13 protein-coding genes are annotated in these 18,527 nt (G+C 54.6%); 7 read left to right on the top strand and 6 right to left on the bottom strand.

What is annotated here, in order from left to right; genetic code table 11:
* Positions 1-61: 61 nt before the first annotated feature.
* From IAI51_RS05725 to IAI51_RS05715, 3 genes are all read left to right on the top strand, one after another.
* Positions 62-1,141, top strand: a complete 1,080-nt coding sequence (locus tag IAI51_RS05725) for a patatin-like phospholipase family protein (RefSeq protein WP_187677595.1) — start codon at positions 62-64, stop codon at positions 1,139-1,141.
* An 85-nt stretch (positions 1,142-1,226) separates the two neighbouring features.
* Positions 1,227-1,583 carry a 6-carboxytetrahydropterin synthase QueD gene (queD, locus tag IAI51_RS05720; RefSeq protein WP_003223505.1) on the top strand — a complete coding sequence of 119 codons (357 nt, stop codon included), beginning with the start codon at positions 1,227-1,229 and terminating at the stop codon, positions 1,581-1,583.
* A 142-nt stretch (positions 1,584-1,725) separates the two neighbouring features.
* Positions 1,726-2,538: an alpha/beta fold hydrolase gene (locus IAI51_RS05715; protein WP_187677594.1), complete on the top strand. Its 813-nt coding sequence runs from the start codon at positions 1,726-1,728 to the stop codon at positions 2,536-2,538.
* A 164-nt stretch (positions 2,539-2,702) separates the two neighbouring features.
* On the opposite strand, the gene IAI51_RS05710 is transcribed toward IAI51_RS05715, so the two are convergent.
* From IAI51_RS05710 to IAI51_RS05700, 3 genes are read right to left on the bottom strand one after another with little or no spacing between them, the layout of a single operon-like run.
* Positions 2,703-3,863 (bottom strand): AAA family ATPase, encoded by a 1,161-nt coding sequence (locus tag IAI51_RS05710; protein WP_187677593.1) that lies wholly within the window; start codon positions 3,861-3,863, stop codon positions 2,703-2,705.
* Between the two features lie 2 nt (positions 3,864-3,865).
* Positions 3,866-5,539 (bottom strand): ABC transporter ATP-binding protein, encoded by a 1,674-nt coding sequence (locus IAI51_RS05705; protein WP_187677592.1) that lies wholly within the window; start codon positions 5,537-5,539, stop codon positions 3,866-3,868.
* Positions 5,536-8,268, bottom strand: coding sequence for a DUF4135 domain-containing protein (locus IAI51_RS05700; RefSeq protein ID WP_187677591.1), 2,733 nt, complete (start codon positions 8,266-8,268; stop codon positions 5,536-5,538). The genes IAI51_RS05705 and IAI51_RS05700 overlap by 4 nt, the downstream gene beginning before the upstream one ends.
* A gap of 688 nt (positions 8,269-8,956) precedes the next feature.
* Here IAI51_RS05700 and codB point away from each other — a divergent pair.
* The 3 genes from codB to IAI51_RS27895 all read left to right on the top strand — a co-directional run bounded on the left by codB (position 8,957) and on the right by IAI51_RS27895 (position 11,745).
* Positions 8,957-10,228: a cytosine permease gene (gene codB, locus IAI51_RS05695; RefSeq protein ID WP_187677590.1), complete on the top strand. Its 1,272-nt coding sequence runs from the start codon at positions 8,957-8,959 to the stop codon at positions 10,226-10,228.
* Between the two features lie 15 nt (positions 10,229-10,243).
* Positions 10,244-11,479, top strand: a complete 1,236-nt coding sequence (codA, locus tag IAI51_RS05690; RefSeq protein WP_187677589.1) for a cytosine deaminase — start codon at positions 10,244-10,246, stop codon at positions 11,477-11,479.
* 101 nt (positions 11,480-11,580) lie between these two features.
* The gene (locus tag IAI51_RS27895) at positions 11,581-11,745 is read left to right on the top strand and encodes a hypothetical protein (RefSeq protein ID WP_262410295.1); all 165 of its coding nucleotides are present in this window, start codon (positions 11,581-11,583) and stop codon (positions 11,743-11,745) included.
* Positions 11,746-11,769: 24 nt separating this feature from the next.
* Here the strand turns inward: IAI51_RS27895 and IAI51_RS05680 are convergent, their stop codons facing one another.
* On the bottom strand, positions 11,770-12,750 hold the full coding sequence (locus IAI51_RS05680) for a diaminopimelate epimerase (RefSeq protein WP_187677588.1): 981 nt from the start codon (positions 12,748-12,750) through the stop codon (positions 11,770-11,772).
* A gap of 239 nt (positions 12,751-12,989) precedes the next feature.
* Between IAI51_RS05680 and IAI51_RS05675 the strand changes: the two genes are divergently transcribed.
* On the top strand, positions 12,990-14,141 hold the full coding sequence (locus IAI51_RS05675) for an MFS transporter (RefSeq protein ID WP_187677587.1): 1,152 nt from the start codon (positions 12,990-12,992) through the stop codon (positions 14,139-14,141).
* A gap of 840 nt (positions 14,142-14,981) precedes the next feature.
* On the opposite strand, the gene IAI51_RS05670 is transcribed toward IAI51_RS05675, so the two are convergent.
* Complete coding sequence (locus IAI51_RS05670; RefSeq protein ID WP_187677586.1) at positions 14,982-17,408, bottom strand: TonB-dependent siderophore receptor; 2,427 nt, start codon at positions 17,406-17,408, stop codon at positions 14,982-14,984.
* A 98-nt stretch (positions 17,409-17,506) separates the two neighbouring features.
* Positions 17,507-18,490, bottom strand: coding sequence for a FecR family protein (locus IAI51_RS05665; RefSeq protein ID WP_187677585.1), 984 nt, complete (start codon positions 18,488-18,490; stop codon positions 17,507-17,509).
* Positions 18,491-18,527 lie beyond the last annotated feature (37 nt).

The following is an 18,527-nucleotide window of genomic DNA, read 5'->3' as shown; positions in this document are numbered from 1 at the left end:
AGGGTCCCCCTGTGGGAGCAGTGGTTCTATAATCCTTCGCTTGCTAACGATCGAGACCGGTATGACAGCCATCCACATCAAATTCCCCGCCCTCACCCTCAAGGCCGGCCCCCGAGCCATGGCGCGGATTCGAGCCCAGGGTCTGAACGCCGCCGACGTCGGCACCCTGCCCGGCGCGGCCGGTGGACCGAAGGCGTTGGGGATTCAGGGGCTGGATCTGGCGTTGTTCGGTGAATGGCTGCCGAGCGCGCCACGCGAGCGCTCGCTGATCGGCGCCTCGGTCGGTTCCTGGCGCTTCGCCAGTGCCTGCCTGCCCGATGCCGCCGAAGGCATCCGCCGCCTCGGGCGCTTGTACGCCGAGCAGAATTTCAACAAAGGCGTGACCATGGCCGAGATCAGTCAGAGCTCGCAGCGCATGCTCAACGACCTGCTCGACGGTCGCGACGCGAGCATCCTGAACAACGCCGATTACCGCCTGAACATCATGGTGGTCAAAAGCCAGGGCCGCCTCGCTGATGATCATCGTGGCCGACTTGGCTTGGCGCTGGGCTCGGTGATCGCCGACAACCTGCGTGGTCGCGCGCGGCTCTCGCGGCACTTCGAACGGCTGATCATTCACGATCCGCGCCTGGCGCCACCGGTCAACGCACTGAACGATTTCCCGTCGCGCTTCGTCGCGCTCAACGCCGGCAATCTGCGCCAGGCACTGCTGGCCTCGGGTTCAATCCCGATGGTGATGGAGGGCGTGCGCGACTTGCCGGGCGCCGGTGAGGGGACGTTCCGCGACGGCGGTCTGCTCGACTATCACCTCGACCTGCCCTACAGCGGCGACGGCATCGTGCTCTATCCGCACTTCACCGACCGGGTAATTCCGGGCTGGTTCGACAAAACCCTGCCGTGGCGCCGCGCATCGGTGGAGCGCTTGCAGGACGTGCTGTTGCTGGCGCCGTCGAAGGAGTATCTGGCGCGCCTGCCCTACGGCAAACTGCCCGATCGGAACGACTTCAAACGCTTCATGGGCGATGCGCCCAGCCGGCAGAAGTACTGGCACGCGGCAATGGACGAGAGCCGGCGCCTCGGTGACGAATTCCTCGAACTGACTGCCAACGGTCGCCTCGCCGAACGCTTGCTGACCCTTTAGTCAGCACGGCCAAACACAAGCTGATAAACTCGCGGCCTGCCCGAATCGCTGCGGCGAACGCCATCTGAACAGAGCTGAAAATACTGTGGAAATCTTCAAGGAATTTACATTCGAATCCGCCCACCGCCTGCCGCACGTCCCGGACGGCCACAAGTGCGGGCGTCTGCACGGTCACTCGTTCAAGGTGGCGATTCACCTCAGCGGCGACCTTGATCCGCACACCGGCTGGATCCGCGACTTCTCCGAGATCAAGGCGATTTTCAAGCCGCTGTACGAGCGTCTGGATCACAACTACCTGAATGACATTCCCGGCCTGGAAAACCCGACCAGTGAAGTGCTGGCCAAATTCATCTGGAATGAAATGAAGCCGCTGCTGCCGGAACTCAGCGCGATCCGTATTCATGAGACCTGCACCAGCGGTTGCATCTATCGCGGCGAATGATCCAACACCGATACCCCGTGTAGGAGCTGCCGAAGGCTGCTCCTACGGGCTCGGTGTTTATCCATGGAAATAGAGAACAGCCTCCCCGGCTGTTTTTTTATGCCTATGCTCTTTGGCTCAAACCCGCCAAGAGGACAGGCCCATGACGGACTGGCTGCTGGATCAGGTCTTTGACTTCAACGGCCACCCGGTGCGGCATGCCGTACGCGGCGACGGCCCGCCGCTTGTGTTCGTGCATGGCACGCCCTTCTCGTCCTATGTCTGGCATCGCATCGCGCCGCACTTTTTCGCCACGCACCGCGTGCATTATTTCGATTTGCTGGGCTACGGGCGCTCGGAACAACCGGACGCTGACGTGTCACTCGGCGTGCAAAACCAACTCCTCGCACAACTGCTCGATCACAGGAACATCCAGCGCCCCGACGTAGTCGCCCACGACTTCGGCGGCGCCACGGTACTGCGCACGCATCTGCTCAACGAAAAGGATTACCGCAGCCTGACGCTGATCGACCCGGTGGCGCTGACGCCGTGGGGATCACCGTTCGTGCAGCACGTGCGCCAGCATGAAGCGGCGTTCAGCGGCCTGCCGGATTACATCCAGCGCGCCATCGTGCCGACCTACATTCGCGGGGCGATACACCGGGATATTCCCGATGATGAACTGGCCCCATACGTGCAGCCGTGGCTCGGCGATCCGGGGCAAGCGGCGTTCTATCGGCAGATCGCGCAGATGGACGAACGCTATACCCGTGAAGCCGAAATTCTGTACCCGGCGATCCGCTGCCCGGTGCAGATTCTCTGGGGTGAGGACGATCAATGGATTCCCATCGAACGGGGTCGGGCGTTACACCAGATGATCCCGGGATCACAATTTCACCCAATACCCAACGCCGGCCACCTCGTCCAGGAAGACGCCCCTGAAGCGATCGTCGCTGCATTGCTGCGATTTCTTTGACGCGCGGCGTCCGCGTCCCGGAATGGCGCAAGTGCACAAAGGCCAAACCACTCATATAGAGTCGCTAAATGCCGAAGAATCAGTGTTCCAAGATGCATCATCAATGCACCAATTTCATGCCTATCCCTGCGCTGTGTGAATCAAAATCCCAGCTTTCGATTGTGTCAAAAAGTATTAACTTCACCATTTAGAGCCAACCCTTCAATCCATGTATGAAGCCCCCGTTTAATGACATGCCGAGATTTAGACGTCCCTGACTCTTCAAGAATATCTTTCAATATCGGTGAATGAGTAACAACCCAAATCTGCGATCGCTTGCTGGCAGAACTAATCAAAACAGCCAACGACCTGAGCATATCGGGATGCAAACTGTTGTCAGGCTCATTCAAAACAATGAATGGAGGCAAAGAACTGGATGTCAGCGCAACAGCTAGGCAAATATATTGCAAAGTGCCGTCAGATAGTTCCCACGCATTGCTTGTGCGATTACTTTGAGGAAATCGAAGTCCAAAAGAAACGGTACGTTCCGGTCTTGAAATCTCCAAAATAGCCCCTCCGAATGTATCCGCAATCAACTCTTCAACAACATCGAGATCTTGAACTATATATTTATGCGTCGCCAGAACCGCAGCGAGATTTGCTCCAGACGAATGAAGTACCGTGTCACTAACTGCGTAGCAAGGCTTGCGAATGGGCGACTCAATATCAGTCCTGAAACCGTGATAAAAACGCCACCCCATAATTTCATGTTTGACGCGTAACACCTCTGGAAAACGCTCTGCATCCGTGAGAGAGCTTAATGCCGTAGCAGAGGGGAATAGTCGAATAGCATTCGACATGTCGAGAACGGCCATTTCTCGATCCATCACCTTCAAGAAACCATTTTCTCGGAACATCAAAGTATGACTTTTCCGTCCATTATGAAAAATCAGTTTTTCAGTTTTGATTTGAGGTTCAAACTCAAAACCATCGCCCAATACAATCTTTTCTCCAAAAGCGGTTTTTTGCGGCACTAGTCCCGCTGTGATTCCGTAACTGTAATAGTCATCATCATCTGAAAAAGTCGAGAACCGCACTTCAAAAATAATTTTTGAACGATCTGCATTGCGCTTTGAATTCTCCGAAAGGATCGACTGCATGCCACCCTCCCGAACGATAAACTTCGAAAACTCTCCCGTTGCAGCAGCCTGCACGAGCTTGAGTGCATTATATAAATTAGTTTTCCCAACTCCATTTTCACCATGAAAAATATTCAAACCATCAAGATTCAGAAACACATCATCAACAGAGCGGTACCCTTTAATTGAAACAGACAATATTCTCACGATTAAAGCTCCACGCAAAATTCGCCATTAAACGAGACCACTCGATCAGCCAACTTTAATATCGACTCTCGATGAGCAACAATGATCACAATATTAGACGCATTATATTTTTTGATATTTGAGATCACTGCTCGCTCAGCAACCTCATCAAGGAATGCCGTGCTCTCGTCAAAAACGACGACCTTATGGTCTCGCAAAAAACTTCTTGCCAAGGCAAGACGTTGACGCTCGCCTCCCGACAACATTAAACCCCTGTCTCCAATTTCCGTATCCAGCCCGGATGGCAAGCCTTTTAGGAATCCACCAAGGTCAGCAAGTTTTAAAACTGCTTCTAATCTTTCATCAGGTGCATTTTGATCAGCGATTCTTAGATTAAATCTTAACGACCCGTTGAATAAACCAACCTCTTGGGATACGAAAGAAAACCTAGAATAGAAGTCTTGATCAGACAAATCTTCTATCGCAACACCACCATATTTAATTAAACCCGAAGAGGGTGTATAGAGCCGCATCAGCAACTTGACAATTGTCGACTTACCCACACCAGATGGACCGGTGATCGCAACTACTTCACCCGGAATAAATCGGATTGACAAATCGTGCAGCACCTTTTCTGTAGGTCGCTCAGGGTAAGAAAATCGAACATTAGAAAATTCCAGGTGATGACTAATATTCGGAAGCTCATTACCTTTACCAACATGCCGAACTTCACAAGCGTCGAGATGTTTCAGCAAGGGTGCAAAGCCACCGAGTGATTCAATCATGCTACCAATACTTTTTAAAAGAGCATCGTATGGCTGACACACCTGAAACATATAGGCTGCAACCATTACAAAATGACCAACACCTATCTCTCCGGAAAGTAACCTTAGTGAAGACTCATAAAGAACAACAAAAAAAACAAGCGAAAAAACACATACCCTAAAAACTTCTAGACAAGTACTTCTCCTATAAAAACCCAACCAAGACTGATAAACACCTTCTTGATCTTCACGAAAAAAACGCAACAGAAATTCATCGGCCAAATATATACGTATTGTCTCAATATTCGAAACAATGCCATGAATGGTTTTTGAACTCCCCATCTCTTTTAATATCACAACCTTGAACAACTCTGACAAGCGCCCAATCATTGAAGAGCTAATAATTGCATACGTAAAAACGTACAAAAAAATCATGAACATTACGAAAAAATCTTTAAAAACCCACAACACAACTAACGATACGAATATTTGAATGATAGAGGGCAATATACTAACCAGCATTGATCGAATTGTGTTATCCATACTCGCAGAAGCACATTGCAGCACCTGCGCCAGTTGCGCCGGGCCTTTTATCAGGCTCTCACATGCAGACAAACGAATAGATCTCTTAATGAACATCTCACCAAGATTTATATTCACCCGCTGGATAAACATCATTGTCATTACATCGGACAAATGAGAAAACACCTGAGATATAAAAATAACGCCGACTACCAGGCTCAAAAACATCAAAAACTGCTCATGATTACCTGATGCAACCGCAAGCATCCTCTGCAAAAATAACGGTACGAGACCAAAACCTATCGCGGTAAGGAAAATCAACACTACTAAAAAGGCCAAACGACTTACGTCCTTTGATTTCATGGACAACTTCAGTAGCGTATAAGTATCAACAAATCCTTTGACATTCATTTGGATACTTCCCGAAAACGCAGTTTGAACAGTTCATGAGGCAACAGAGGAAAAGATTGGTCACCCGTCATTAGAGAATTCATGGCTAGTTGCTCTCCGGCACACCCTTTCATCAGACCACACCCTAAAGTAGACGCCCCCTGAATCGACCAATACTTACTTTCTAAATCGACGTTCAAAGCTTTCTTGAATAGTCGCTGATAAATTAACTCTACCCCCAACACTCCGTTTGAAACTGAGAAATTTTCTTTACTGGCCGAAGCTTTGAAATTCTTCTCGAACATCGCTCGAAAACTGTGCTCCTGCAAAAACCTGTCAAGCACGTCGATATTAAAATGTCTTCTTAAAAAATCGAACACATAAATAATTCCCGCGCCTCCATGCGCCCATCCAAACTCATTTTGAAGCTCTATGCTTCGAGGCTTATGTCTTAAATCTGGCCAGTTGCCAAGTTGCCGCTCGAAGCAGTTGATTTCCGACGTAATTACGCCTTTTATCAATGGAATGACCGTTTCATCAGATATATCAAAAACCATCGCATATACAGCGATCGAATAAGCGATACCTGCTTGTCCATGCGAAAGCCCACATAATATTTTTTTAGGATGCATTGAGATATTACTAGGGAATATTATCTGCTCACCGTCTAATTCAGATCTCGCGACTAACGCCTCGAATAGTAATCTAGAAATATCTTGCCACTCCTCCTTCTTTGACAATTGAAAATAACAGCTGGCGACCACCAAAGCTCCAGCAAGACCATAGATCAAGCCCGAACCTAGATTTTTATATTCTTCAGAATAAAAAGCCGCAACAATTTTATCGGTTGCAGTTGAAATAAAGGAGGAATTTCCATCTATAAAAATTGGCGCTATAGAACTTAGCCCACCGACATATGCTCCACCTATTGGAGACGACGATAGCAACTCATCACCTAAAATCATCTCAAAATATGCAAACAAAAACTCCTTATTCTCCGATTCTGATTCGAATAATCTCCCAGTAGCAGCGAGATAACCAAGCCCACCCGAACCTGAAAACAAATCAAACCCTACGGTAGTTAACTCGAGATAGCTTTCACACCTACTAGTAAACATTAAAGGAGGAGACCGAGTATCAATCATGTGTTTAGCAGTTATATTTACTGCAGAAGGCATTGTTTTTAGAACCAAGCAATTAGAACCTTCTTCTTCCTCAAATCCATGAACCTGATTAAACCTACAACTCAAGTCAACTATTTTTTCCGCCTCTCGGTATACGCACTTTAAAAATTGAATCTCGCTACCAAACCCCTCATTCACTATGCGATATAAATTATCCCTCACACTGTCGTATCCGCTTACATAATTAATCAGCTTAATACTTTCAGCAGCATGAGTTGACCAAACAGCAAGATCTTTCGCACAAGAAGTAAATCTGGGAACATCCCCAAAAAAGCAGGATTCAACCTCCGCCCTTAAGAGAGCGGAGTCAGCCCGATGATCTTCGACTGATCCTAGGCAAGACTCGATGTATTTTTTTCTATCCTGGTTATTCTTTAGAAACCGCGGATGATAGGAAGCCTCAATCACCAAGCAATAGTTAGCCGTATCTCTCAAGATTATTCTATTTCTTAGATTAGAAGTTTGATTCAAAAACTCTACAAAACGCTGATACTCATAAATTATGACCTTGTAGCATTCAACACAACCTGCAACGATATGTTCAATATAGTCTATTGGATTCTGTACCTCACCATCAAACACCACCGCATTTGGATTTGTGTTTAATGATGCTTTTCTAACGGATTGTTTCCGAAATATATTTCCTATGCCCGCGTGCTCGGTGTCGGCAAGTCCATCTGTGTACTTAATAACATTCGGCACAAGCCCTGTTCTGGGTACTCCCAAACGCGGCGCATCAACATAGACATGATGAAATACCGCCTCCAAGTCGACCGGAACGGGGTTTCCTTGATGAGTTACGATATTTTCATAATGGAGGTCGGTAATTCCTAACGACGCAGCCGCAGCAATCAAATAACCTGCCAATCTATAGTAATTCTCTACCTCCGCCTTGCTTTTCAAAGGAACCTGATCACACCACTTCACCCACCCGAAACCTTGCCCCGATATATATTCTGGAAACTCCCAACCGCGAATACCACATTGTTCATTGAAAAAAGCTCCAAGAAACTCGCTTGTTTTCCTTTCCAACTCCAAATCACGCAACTTCAAGGCAAAAGCAGGGCATCCTTGAACATAAAAAAGTGCCACGTTTTTATTTCCATCGTGACTCTCGTCTCCCAGCAAAAACACATCACTCACTTCATGAGGACCATCCAAAAAACCACTACGCAGCAATTCTGGAAGCGACTTTACAAAATACTCTTTAACTAATGAGAAATTCTCTAATTCATCCACAAAAAGTTTATCCAGCAAGTACCTCAGCGACTCGTACTTCCTCAAAAACTCGAGATACAATTCATCCTGCTCTAAAAATTCCTCGTAGGCCATACTGACCCCAAGGTTTTCATTAACATGTGACACCTCTGCCTCGATGGATTGGCGAACATAGCTTTCAACCTTATTTGCCACGTGTATAGCAAAGGCATTAGCCAGCTTCTTATCAATCAGACAAGCAAGATCAAACTTTTTACTCTCATACAGGCTATTTAAAAATTCATTCACTAAAACCCTGTGTGAGCCAGAATAAGTCGCCATAGAATCAACCATCGAGAAATCACTCACTAACACTTCCTTATGTCAATTGAAATGCCGCCTTGAGGCGGCACATACCTAGTTAAAAACGACTACATTGGCTCTGGATACCAGTCCATAACAGGTGCCACTTTTTATTGATTTCGGAGAGTAAGAAGCATAGCAACACCGACTGAAACATTGAGTACAATTACTTGTTGCCGCCCCCGTATGTACTGGCCTAGTCAGTTCCATTCCCGGGGGGGTGTTCTCAACTTGCACAAGAAGTGGATCTACGTACTTCTCCCCAAAGACAGCGCTCATCATAACGCCGTCCGCCCGAATAACATCTTTAATAGTTTCGATATCAACGTTTCGAATATTCATCTCACATCCTTGTATCGCCATTAGAATTTTCTGAAAAATCGTGAATCACTTGCACTTATAGATATATTGGATCAAGTCTTTACGGTCAATAAATTAAAGGCAGGAATAAGACTAATATCCTGTAGGATTATTCCAACAAGACCATGGGAGCAATCCATACTTAATCCAAAATATGAAGATTTTCACACAAACAATAAATTCGTTAGAACACGACATGCCTACTGATTCAACACTTAGATGTTCAACAATCAATAACTTAGACATCTTCAAACATTGGGACGGACGCTACTCAAACCTGGCACGACCACTGCAACCCTCCCCCGCGTCTCCCTTTTTCAGCAAGGAACGCCCCATGACGCAAAACGATCCCGGCAACGATTACCCCCTCAGTGAAGTCCCCATGCATGCACGCAAAGGCCTGGCCTCGACCGCCATGGTATTGCTGGGCTTCACCTTCTTCACCGCGACCATGTTTGCCGGCGGCAAGCTCGGTGTGGCGTTCGGTTTTGCCGAGATGATGGCGGTGATCATCGTCGGCAACCTGCTGCTCGGCCTGTACGCGGCGGGTCTGGGTTACATCGCTTTCAAGAGCGGTCTCAATTCGGTGCTGATGGGTCGTTTCTGTTTTGGCGAAGTCGGCAGCAAGCTCAGCGACCTGATCCTCGGCTTCACCCAGATCGGCTGGTACGCCTGGGGCACAGCGACCGCTGCGGTGGTGCTCGGTAAATACTTTGATCTGGGCGAAGGCGCGGTGCTGGGTTTGATGGTGCTGTTCGGCCTGGTGTTTTGCGCCACGGCGTATGTCGGCTATCGCGGCCTGGAGATTCTGTCGTACATCGCGGTGCCGGCGATGATGCTGCTGTTGATGTTGTCGATGTGGGTGGCGACGGTGAAAGTCGGCGGTTTCGAGGGCTTGCTCAGCGTGGTGCCAAGCGGCTCGCTGGATTGGTCGACCGCGATCACCCTGGTGTTCGGCACCTTCGTCAGCGGCGCGACCCAGGCGACCAACTGGACGCGCTTTTCGCGCTCGGCAAAAGTCGCGGTGCTGGCCAGCCTGATCGGATTTTTCATCGGCAACGGCTTGATGGTGCTGATCGGTGCCTACGGCGCCATCGTCTATCAACAACCGGACGTGGTGGAAGTGCTGCTCCTGCAAGGCTTCGCCATGGCGGCGATGGCCATGCTGCTACTCAATATCTGGAGCACCCAGGACAACACCATCTACAATTTCGCCGTCGCCGGCTGCAATCTGCTGCGCACCGGCCGACGCAAAACCGTAACCCTGGCCGGCGCAGTGATCGGCACCCTGCTCGCCCTGCTGGGCATGTACGACATGCTGGTGCCGTATCTGATTCTGCTCGGCACGGTGATTCCGCCGATTGGCGGGGTGATCATGGCCGACTTCTTCTTCCGCTGGCGCGGGCACTATCCGCGCCTGGCCGACGCACGGCTGCCGGCCTTCAACTGGCCGGGCCTCGGGGCCTACGGGGTCGGGACCGTCGCCGCGTTCAGCTCGCCGTGGGTTGCGCCGCTGGTAGGCATCGCCGCTGCCGCGCTAACGTATGTCATCGTCACCGGCCTGCTCGGCGCCCGCAGCGCCAACGCGCCACTTCAAGACTTATAAAAAAGGATTCGCCTGATGCACATCATCAACGCCCGATTGCGCAACCAGGAAGGTTTGCACGAATTGCACCTTGAGGAAGGGCTGATCCGCAGCATCGCCCGCCAGTCCGAAGCGCCGTCCCTCGGCCCCGACGACCTCGACGCCGGCGGCAATCTGGTGGTGCCGCCCTTCGTCGAGCCGCACATTCACCTTGACGCGACCCTCACCGCTGGCGAGCCGCGCTGGAACATGAGCGGCACGCTATTCGAAGGCATTGAGTGCTGGGGCGAGCGCAAGGTCACCATCACCGAAGAAGACACCAAGACCCGCGCCAAGAAAACCATTCAGACCCTGGCCGCCCACGGCATCCAGCACGTGCGCACCCACGTCGATGTCACCGACCCGCAACTCACTGCACTCAAAGCCATGCTTGAAGTGCGCGAGGAAAGTCGTCATCTGATCGACCTGCAAATCGTCGCGTTCCCGCAGGAAGGCATAGAGTCATACCGCAACGGCCGCGAGCTGATGGAAGAAGCGATCCGCATGGGTGCGGACGTGGTCGGCGGGATTCCGCACTTTGAGTACACCCGCGATCAGGGTGTGAGTTCGGTGAAGTTCCTGATGGACCTGGCCGAGCGCACCGGTTGCCTGGTCGACGTGCATTGCGACGAAACCGACGACCCGCATTCGCGCTTCCTTGAAGTGCTCGCCGAAGAGGCACGCAGCCGCGACATGGGCGCCCTAGTCACCGCCAGCCACACCACGGCAATGGGCTCTTACGACAACGCTTACTGCGCCAAACTGTTCCGCCTGCTTGGCCATTCCGGGATCAGTTTTGTCTCCTGTCCGACCGAAAGCATTCACCTGCAAGGCCGCTTCGACAACTTCCCGAAACGGCGTGGCGTGACCCGGGTGAACGAGTTGCTGGAAGCCGGTATGAACGTGTGCTTTGGCCAGGACTCGATCGTCGACCCCTGGTATCCGCTGGGCAACGGCAATATCCTGCGCGTGCTGGAAGCCGGGCTGCACATCTGCCACATGCTCGGTTACCGCAACCTGCAAAGTGCGCTGGATCTGGTGACCGACAACAGCGCCAAAGCCATGCACTTGGGCGAGCGTTATGGCCTGGAACAGGGGCGCCCGGCGAACCTGCTGATTCTGTCGGCGGACAGCGATTACGAGGTTATTCGCAGTCAGGGCTTGCCGCTGTATTCGATTCGCGGCGGCGAGGTGTTGATGAAGCGGCAGATGCCGGTGGTGGAGTTCGTCTAAGGGTGTCGTGTACGGGCATTTGCATGCTCGCCCCGGCCTCGACCCGCGCCTGCGTGAAGCGGTGTCATGCGCTGCGATCGTAGCCTCGGGACTGGCGCCCGGTGAAACGCCAGTTGAAGCATGCCCGAAGCTTGTCGTTGCTGGCGACGTCGGCACACTCGGTGATTATTGAGTGTTTTGAGGCGTTGCCCACTCCGCAGGCGTTGCTGCGGCTGGTTGTCGAGGGTGATCAGGTGGTGAGCGTGACGTTGTTCAAGGCTCATTAACGGTATCGCAAACCTTCGGCAGCGCTAGAGGATCGGTTGGGCCGTACCGAACAGGCTGAGGCGCAGCAATTCACCATTTGCTTCTTCGAGCAGGATCGGCGCCGTGCCGCCGGGCATGACGACGTGTACTGCGCCTGCCTCGACCCATCCGACCCGCCACGCCGCTGAGGCCACTGCGCTGGCGCTGGTGCCAGAAGAGGCCGTCGGCCCTTCGCCGCGTTCGAACACCCGGGCGACGATACGTCGTGCGGACTCGCGCGCGGCCCATTGCAGATTGACGCCCGCCGGACAGGGCTGCCCTGAGCCGGTGGGCATGGCATAAGCGATTCGGGTCAGGCCTTCGTTCAGTGGCGATTCGCGCATCTGTTCGTTACTGGGCAGCGCGGCAACTTCTGTCAGCAACGTCACGCAATGCGGATTGCCAATACGCACGAACTGGCTGTGGCTCCACGACGGATCGAGTTGTGCCAAGGATTGAATATGGCTTGTTCCACAGCCGTTGAATTCGCGGCTTTCTGCGTTCTGTGCACCGACCGCGGACGGGCCGAATTCGGGTTGGCCGAGATCCAGCCAGAATCCTCTCACGCCTTCGACTTCGGCCGGTTTCACAGAGGTCTCAACCGCGCTCCCTTTGTCATGATGCACGCGCAACAGAGCGCCCTGCTCGGGCAGTACACCTTGCTCGGTCAGGGCTTGCGAGAAGATCGTCAGGCCATTGCCACTGCGCTCGGCGAGGGTACCGTCGGTGTTGATGATCAGCACGTCAAATGGCGGCGACGCCTGGAACGGACCCACGAGCAGACCGTCGCTGCGGTGGGATTTGCTGTCTGCTGGCCGCTGACCTTCGGGCCATTCGCAGCAGAGAGCGACGGCGTGATGACTCCAGGTCTGGCGTGATGACGCACATTCGCCAGCGCTGGTCGGCAAGTCGATTCCCGCCATGCGTAGCGCCTCGGGAGAGATCACTCCGTAGATGTTGCCCCGCGCATCGTAGAACTGCGTCATCACTTTTGTGTCCCTGCTGCCAAAGTAGTCCACTGTAAACCGCAACTACCTGTAGGAGTGAGCCTGCTCGCGATAGCGGTGTGCCAGGCAAAAAAATGTCGACTGATCCACCGCTATCGCGAGCAGGCTCACTCCCACAGGTTAGGATGTCGACTGCACGTCCCCGGAACACCTGCGATCGAACCTCGACGCTCAATCACTGTCCTTCGGGGACGCGACGTTTTTTGCCAAGGATCGATATGACCAGCCTCAACCCCCAAGACACTTTCGTCCCCGGACGCCTGCAACAGATGTCCACGCGCATCGCTTTCTTCATCGCCGGGCTCGGCATTGCCGCATGGGCGCCACTGGTGCCGTACGCCAAGGCTAGGGCCGGGCTTGATGAGGGCACGCTGGGATTGTTGCTGTTATGCCTGGGCGTCGGTTCGATTCTGGCGATGCCCATGGCGGGGATTCTGGCAACGCGATTCGGCTGCCGCAGAGTGGCAACTGGCGGCACGCTGTTGATCTGCGCGGCATTGCCGTTGCTCGCGACGGTGTCGTCGATTCCGGCGCTGATCGCCACGCTGTTCATGTTCGGCGCCGGCCTCGGCACGGTGGATTCGACGGTAAACCTGCAAGCGGTGATCGTCGAGCGTGCGAGCGGCAAGAACATGATGTCGGGTTTCCACGGTCTGTTCAGCCTTGGCGGCATCGTCGGCGCGGCAGGCGTCAGCGCCCTGCTCGGCCTCGGCCTTTCGCCGTTGGGCGCGATGCTGGTGGTGGTGGCGGTGTTGATCGCCGCTTTGTTCAAGTGTGTACCGCACATGTTGCCCTATGGCAGCGAAAGCTCCGGGCCTGCATTCGCCATCCCCCACGGCATCGTGCTGTTTATCGGCGGGATGTGCTTCATCGTATTCCTCACCGAAGGTGCGGCGCTGGACTGGAGTGCGGTGTTCCTGGCGCAAGAGCGCGGGATCGACACGGCGTATGCGGGGCTGGGTTACGCGGCGTTCGCTCTGACCATGACCGCCGGACGCTTGATGGGTGACCGGATTGTTCGGATTGTCGGGGCGACGCGGATCATTTTGTTTGGTGGCCTGTTGGCGGCGGCAGGCTTGTTTCTGGCAACGTTCGCACCGAGCTGGGAGGCTGCACTGGTCGGTTATGCGTTGGTCGGTGCCGGTTGCTCGAATATCGTGCCGGTGTTGTACACGGCGGTGGGCAAACAAACCGTGATGCCGGAAAGTATTGCGGTGCCGGCGATTACTACGTTGGGTTATGCGGGGATTCTGGCGGGGCCGGCAGTGATTGGTTTTGTTGCTCATGCCAGCAGTTTGAGTTTTGCTTTCGGGTTGATGGCGGTGTTGCTGGTGGCGGTGGCTATTGGTGGGAAGGTGTTGAAAGTCTGAACTCAGTGCACCTGTCAGATTGTTGTTTGGGGTTGGGGTGGGGGCATATCCGTTGCTGCGGTAACGGCTGCTTAGGGTTCCGCCCTTACGGCGGGTCACTTTTTCCAGACGCCGAAAAAGTAACCCAAAAGGCTGCCCCCTGACGTACGGCACTTCGCCTAGGCTCAGTGTTCCCTCGCTACGGTGTCCATCCGGGGGCATCGCCTACGGTTTGCTTCGCTGCACCTCCTCTCGATGTGTGCGGCTTCGCCGCACGGCGCTGCGCGCCTACCCCCCGGATGAACACCTTCGCTCGGCCTGCCGATGGGCTGAGAGCAAGATCAAAAGCCAAAGCCAAAGCCAAAGCCAAAGCCAAAGCCAAAGCAGATCAAAAGATCGTCCGATCGGGGCCCGAGCCTTCGGCAGTTCCTACAATTGGAATGGATGCACCTGACAAAGATTGGTCGGCTGTCAGGCCGCCATCGCCAGCAGGCTGGCTCCTACAGTTTTAATTGCGTACAACCCAAGCGGCAAAGCCGCACCACTCATCACAATGAGCGTTAGCTCGAGTAAAGCTCTTGATCTAAGCGCCCGTCGGAAGGCTGAGTGGAGGGATTGATCCGGGGGTGGGAGCGCAGCGACCGTTTGGCGCAGCCAAACACATCGAGAGGAGGTGCAGCGAAGCAAACCGGAGGCGATGCCCCCGGATCAATCCCGCAGCGAAGGAACCCCGAGCCTCAGCGAGCGGGCCGTACGTCAGGGCAAGCCTTTTTGGTTACTTTTTCGGCGTCTGGAAAAAGTGACCCGCCGTAAGGGCGGAACCCTAAGTCGCCCTCACAAAAATAACGGATATGTACTCAGTCAAAACCCCACACTGGCCTGCACAAAAAACGTCCGCGGCGCCCCCACATACATCCCCGAATTGTTATCACTGGAACGCGTAAAGTACTGCTTATCGAAGACGTTCTTCACCCCCGCCCCCAACTTCAGATTCGACACCTGAGGCCCAAAGTCATACCCCCCGCGCACGTTCCAGGTCACATAACCCGGAATATCGCCATACTGCCCATCCGCCGTACCGTCAGTAATGTAATTGCCATTGAAACTGCCATCAGCATTCACCCCGGTACCCGGCGAGCGCTGCTTGGACTGAGCAAAACCGTCGAGATTGTAGGTCCAGCGATTGACGTCATACCGCAACCCCACCGTCGCCACCTGACGCGAATAAAACGGCAGATCACGCCCCTTGAACCCCGGAATCTCCCCTTCATAAGTCGCACGGGTATAAGTAAAACCAGCATTCGCGGTCAAGCCATCAAGGCGCGAGTCCAGCGCTGCCATGTCGTAATGTACCGACGCTTCAATCCCCTGGTGCTTGGTCGCACCAAGATTGGTCCAGCCCACATCATTGCTGATGTATTGCAGTTCATCGTCGAAGTCGATGTAGAACAGCGTCACTTCCCCGCCCCACACGTCATCGTTGTAGCGCGTACCGATCTCGTAAGTCTTGGCCTTTTCCGGCTCCAGACCGTTGGCGGTGTTGTCACCGGAACCACCCTGACCGAGCTGGAAATATTGCAGGCTGCCGAACGACGTCTCGTAGTTGGCGAACAGCTTCCACGCATCCGACAAGTGATACATCACGCTCAGCGCCGGCAGCGGTTCGTTGCTCTCGATGCTGCGGTTTTTCTCCGGCACCGGTTTGCCGGCAGTGTCGAGCACGGCGCGGTCGTGCCAGTCGGTGCTGATGTGTTCGAAACGAATGCCCGGGGTGACCGTCCAGTTGCCGACGTCGATTTTGTTATCGACGTAGACCGAGTTGGCTTCCGTGCCGCCGGTGCGATCCTGAAACACATGGCCGTCGGAGGTCGGCGTAACCACCGGCTGATTGTTGACCAGCGCCAGACGGCTCGACTGCTCGTGCATCGCCTCTTTCAAATAGCGGTAACCGACGCTGACTTCCTGAGTCGTCGGGCCAACGTCAAACACGCGCGACACACGCGGCTCGATGCCCAAGGTGTAGTAGGAACGCGGATACGAGCTGAGGGTTTTCTGGTCGCGGGCGGCGATGGTGCTGCCACGGAAGCTGTCGGTGTAATAGGTCAGCACTTCGGCCTGGGTACGCTCATCGATCTGGCGAATCCACTTGAACGACACGTCTTTGCGCCGACCGGTGAAGTTGTCGTAGTCGCGCACCGAATCGTAGGGTTTGTCATCGTACTGCTTCTGCGTCAGGCCACCGGGCATGTCGGCGCTGGCGTCGTAGTAGTGGAAGTTGAGGCTGAAATCGTCCTGATCGGTCGGCGCCCAGTGCGTCTTGAGCAGCACGTCGTCGATGTCGTTGCCGTTATTGCGCTCGCGATAGCCGTGGCCGTTGACGCCCGAGTAGAGCAACGCTACACCCATGCCGTTATCGGCGGTGCCGCCGAGGAACGCGGTGTCAATGTGTTTCCAGCCGCCGTACTGTGTGGTTTCCAGGGTGGTGCCGATTTCACCGGTGGTTTTTTCCGGGATCGCGCGGGTGACGAAGTTGATCACCCCGCCGACGTTCTGCGGCCCATAACGCACAGAACCGGCGCCACGGACCACGTCGATGCTGTCGAGGTTGCCCGCAGAAATCGGCGCCATCGACAGTTGCGGCTGACCATACGGCGCGAACGCTGCCGGTACGCCATCGATCAGCACGGTGGAGCGCGGTGACAGACGCGACGTCAGGCCGCGCACGCCGACGTTCAGCGCGATGTCGCTGCCGCCGGTACCGTTGGAGTCCTGCACCTGCACGCCCGGCACACGCTTGAGGACGTCGCTGACGTTCATTGCGCCCTGCTCGACCATCGCTTCGCGGCGGATCACCGTGCGCGCACCGGGATGGTTCTGCACCACGACGGCGTCGGCATCACCGAGCCAGTCGCCGACCACTTTGATGTCGGTCACGCCGAGCTCCAGCGGGCCGTTGGTGGCGGCGGAAGTCGCGGTGGGCGACAGGGTCACCGAACCTTCGTTGATCTGATAATCCAGACCGCTGCCCTGCAGCAATTGGCGCAGCGCCTGCTCCGGCGAGATATCACCATCGACCGCCGGAGCCTGTTTGCCGGCGACCAGCTCCGGGCTGAAAAACACTTGTAACGAGGTTTGCTGGCCCAGTTCACTCAAGGCCTGACCCAGCGGCTGGGCGCGGATATGAATGGCGTCGGCCGCGAATGCCAAAGGCATGGCAGCGTTGACCGCCAGCGCAAGGGCCAGCGGCAACCAAGGAGATTTCTTGTTGTTGGCAGGGATGGTTTTCACGTCGAACGTAGTCCTGTGGATCGCAAGAGTGTGCGGCTGTTAATGCAAACCAGTTGCAGTTGAACAGAAAGACGATGAACTCGAAAAAAACCTGAATGCTATTTTGAAATTATTTCCTGACTGCCATCGGCGAGGGTGCGAACGGCCACCGGCAGGATGCTCGGCAAGGCTTTGAGCAAGGCGTCGGTGTTGTCGGATTTGAATACGCTGGTCAGCCGCAGACTGGCCACGGCCGGGTTGGCGACCGTCAGCGGCTTGTCGCGATAACGCGACACTTCAGCAGCAACCTCACTGAGGCTGGCGTTGTTGAACACCAGTTTGCCGCTGCGCCACGCCGTCAGTTCCGCCGGGTTGACCGCGTAGGCCGCCGCGACTTTGCCTTGCCCATCGACATAAGTGCCCAAGCCTGCGGTTAGGTTGATGAACTCGTTTTCGGGCGCATCATGCCCCTGCACTTTCACCGTGCCCTGCTCCACCGCGACACGGGTCTGCGACACATCACGGCGCACATCGAAACGAGTGCCAGTGACCGTCACCTTGCCACTACCGGCCTCGACCACGAACGGCCGGGCTCTGTCGTGCTCAACACTGAACATCGCTTCGCCTTCGCTCAACTCAATAACGCGGCGGTCCTTTTCATAGCGCACCTGCAAGCGGCTGCGACTGTTCAGATCGATCACCGAGCCGTCCGGCAAAGCCACATGTTTGCGTTCGCCGAGGGCGGTAGAAAACTCGGCGCTGTAACCCCCCGGGTGATTCAAACCGCTGAACAGCCCGAGTCCAAGCGCCACCGCCAGCACACTGGCCGCCACCGCATAACGCAGCAACGGGCGCCGTTCGCGGCGCGCAGGCGTGGTTTCAACAAGGGCTTTGAGACGTGGCGCGGGCAGCAGATCCGCCGCCGTCCACAAACCCTGCAGCAACTGAAATTCGTCACGGTGCTGCGGATGTTCGTTCAGCCAGGCGTCAAAGCGCTGCTGCTCGTCGGCACTGATGGCCGGCTCCTGCAAACGTACAAACCAGCGAGCCGCGTCATCGCGCACCGTCGTTTGCCCGCACGCGCAATCACGAGAATCCATCATGGAATGTCCTGTGGGGCTGGGGATGAAAAGCGGCGGC

The sequence above is a fragment of the Pseudomonas sp. N40(2020) genome (assembly GCF_014472415.1).
In the GTDB taxonomy this organism is placed as follows: domain Bacteria; phylum Pseudomonadota; class Gammaproteobacteria; order Pseudomonadales; family Pseudomonadaceae; genus Aquipseudomonas.
Note: the sequence above shows the minus strand (reverse complement) of the source record. Positions and strands in the feature narration are given on the sequence as shown.

What these genes read in the sequence shown, in the direction of transcription:
- IAI51_RS05725 (WP_187677595.1), top strand. Translation starts at nt 62, where the DNA reads ATGACAGCCATCCACATCAAATTCCCCGCCCTCACCCTCAAGGCCGGC.
- IAI51_RS05715 (WP_187677594.1), top strand. Translation starts at nt 1,726, where the DNA reads ATGACGGACTGGCTGCTGGATCAGGTCTTTGACTTCAACGGCCACCCG.
- IAI51_RS05705 (WP_187677592.1), bottom strand. Translation starts at nt 5,539, where the DNA reads ATGAATGTCAAAGGATTTGTTGATACTTATACGCTACTGAAGTTGTCC.
- codB (WP_187677590.1), top strand. Translation starts at nt 8,957, where the DNA reads ATGACGCAAAACGATCCCGGCAACGATTACCCCCTCAGTGAAGTCCCC.
- codA (WP_187677589.1), top strand. Translation starts at nt 10,244, where the DNA reads ATGCACATCATCAACGCCCGATTGCGCAACCAGGAAGGTTTGCACGAA.
- IAI51_RS05680 (WP_187677588.1), bottom strand. Translation starts at nt 12,750, where the DNA reads ATGACGCAGTTCTACGATGCGCGGGGCAACATCTACGGAGTGATCTCT.
- IAI51_RS05675 (WP_187677587.1), top strand. Translation starts at nt 12,990, where the DNA reads ATGACCAGCCTCAACCCCCAAGACACTTTCGTCCCCGGACGCCTGCAA.
- IAI51_RS05665 (WP_187677585.1), bottom strand. Translation starts at nt 18,490, where the DNA reads ATGATGGATTCTCGTGATTGCGCGTGCGGGCAAACGACGGTGCGCGAT.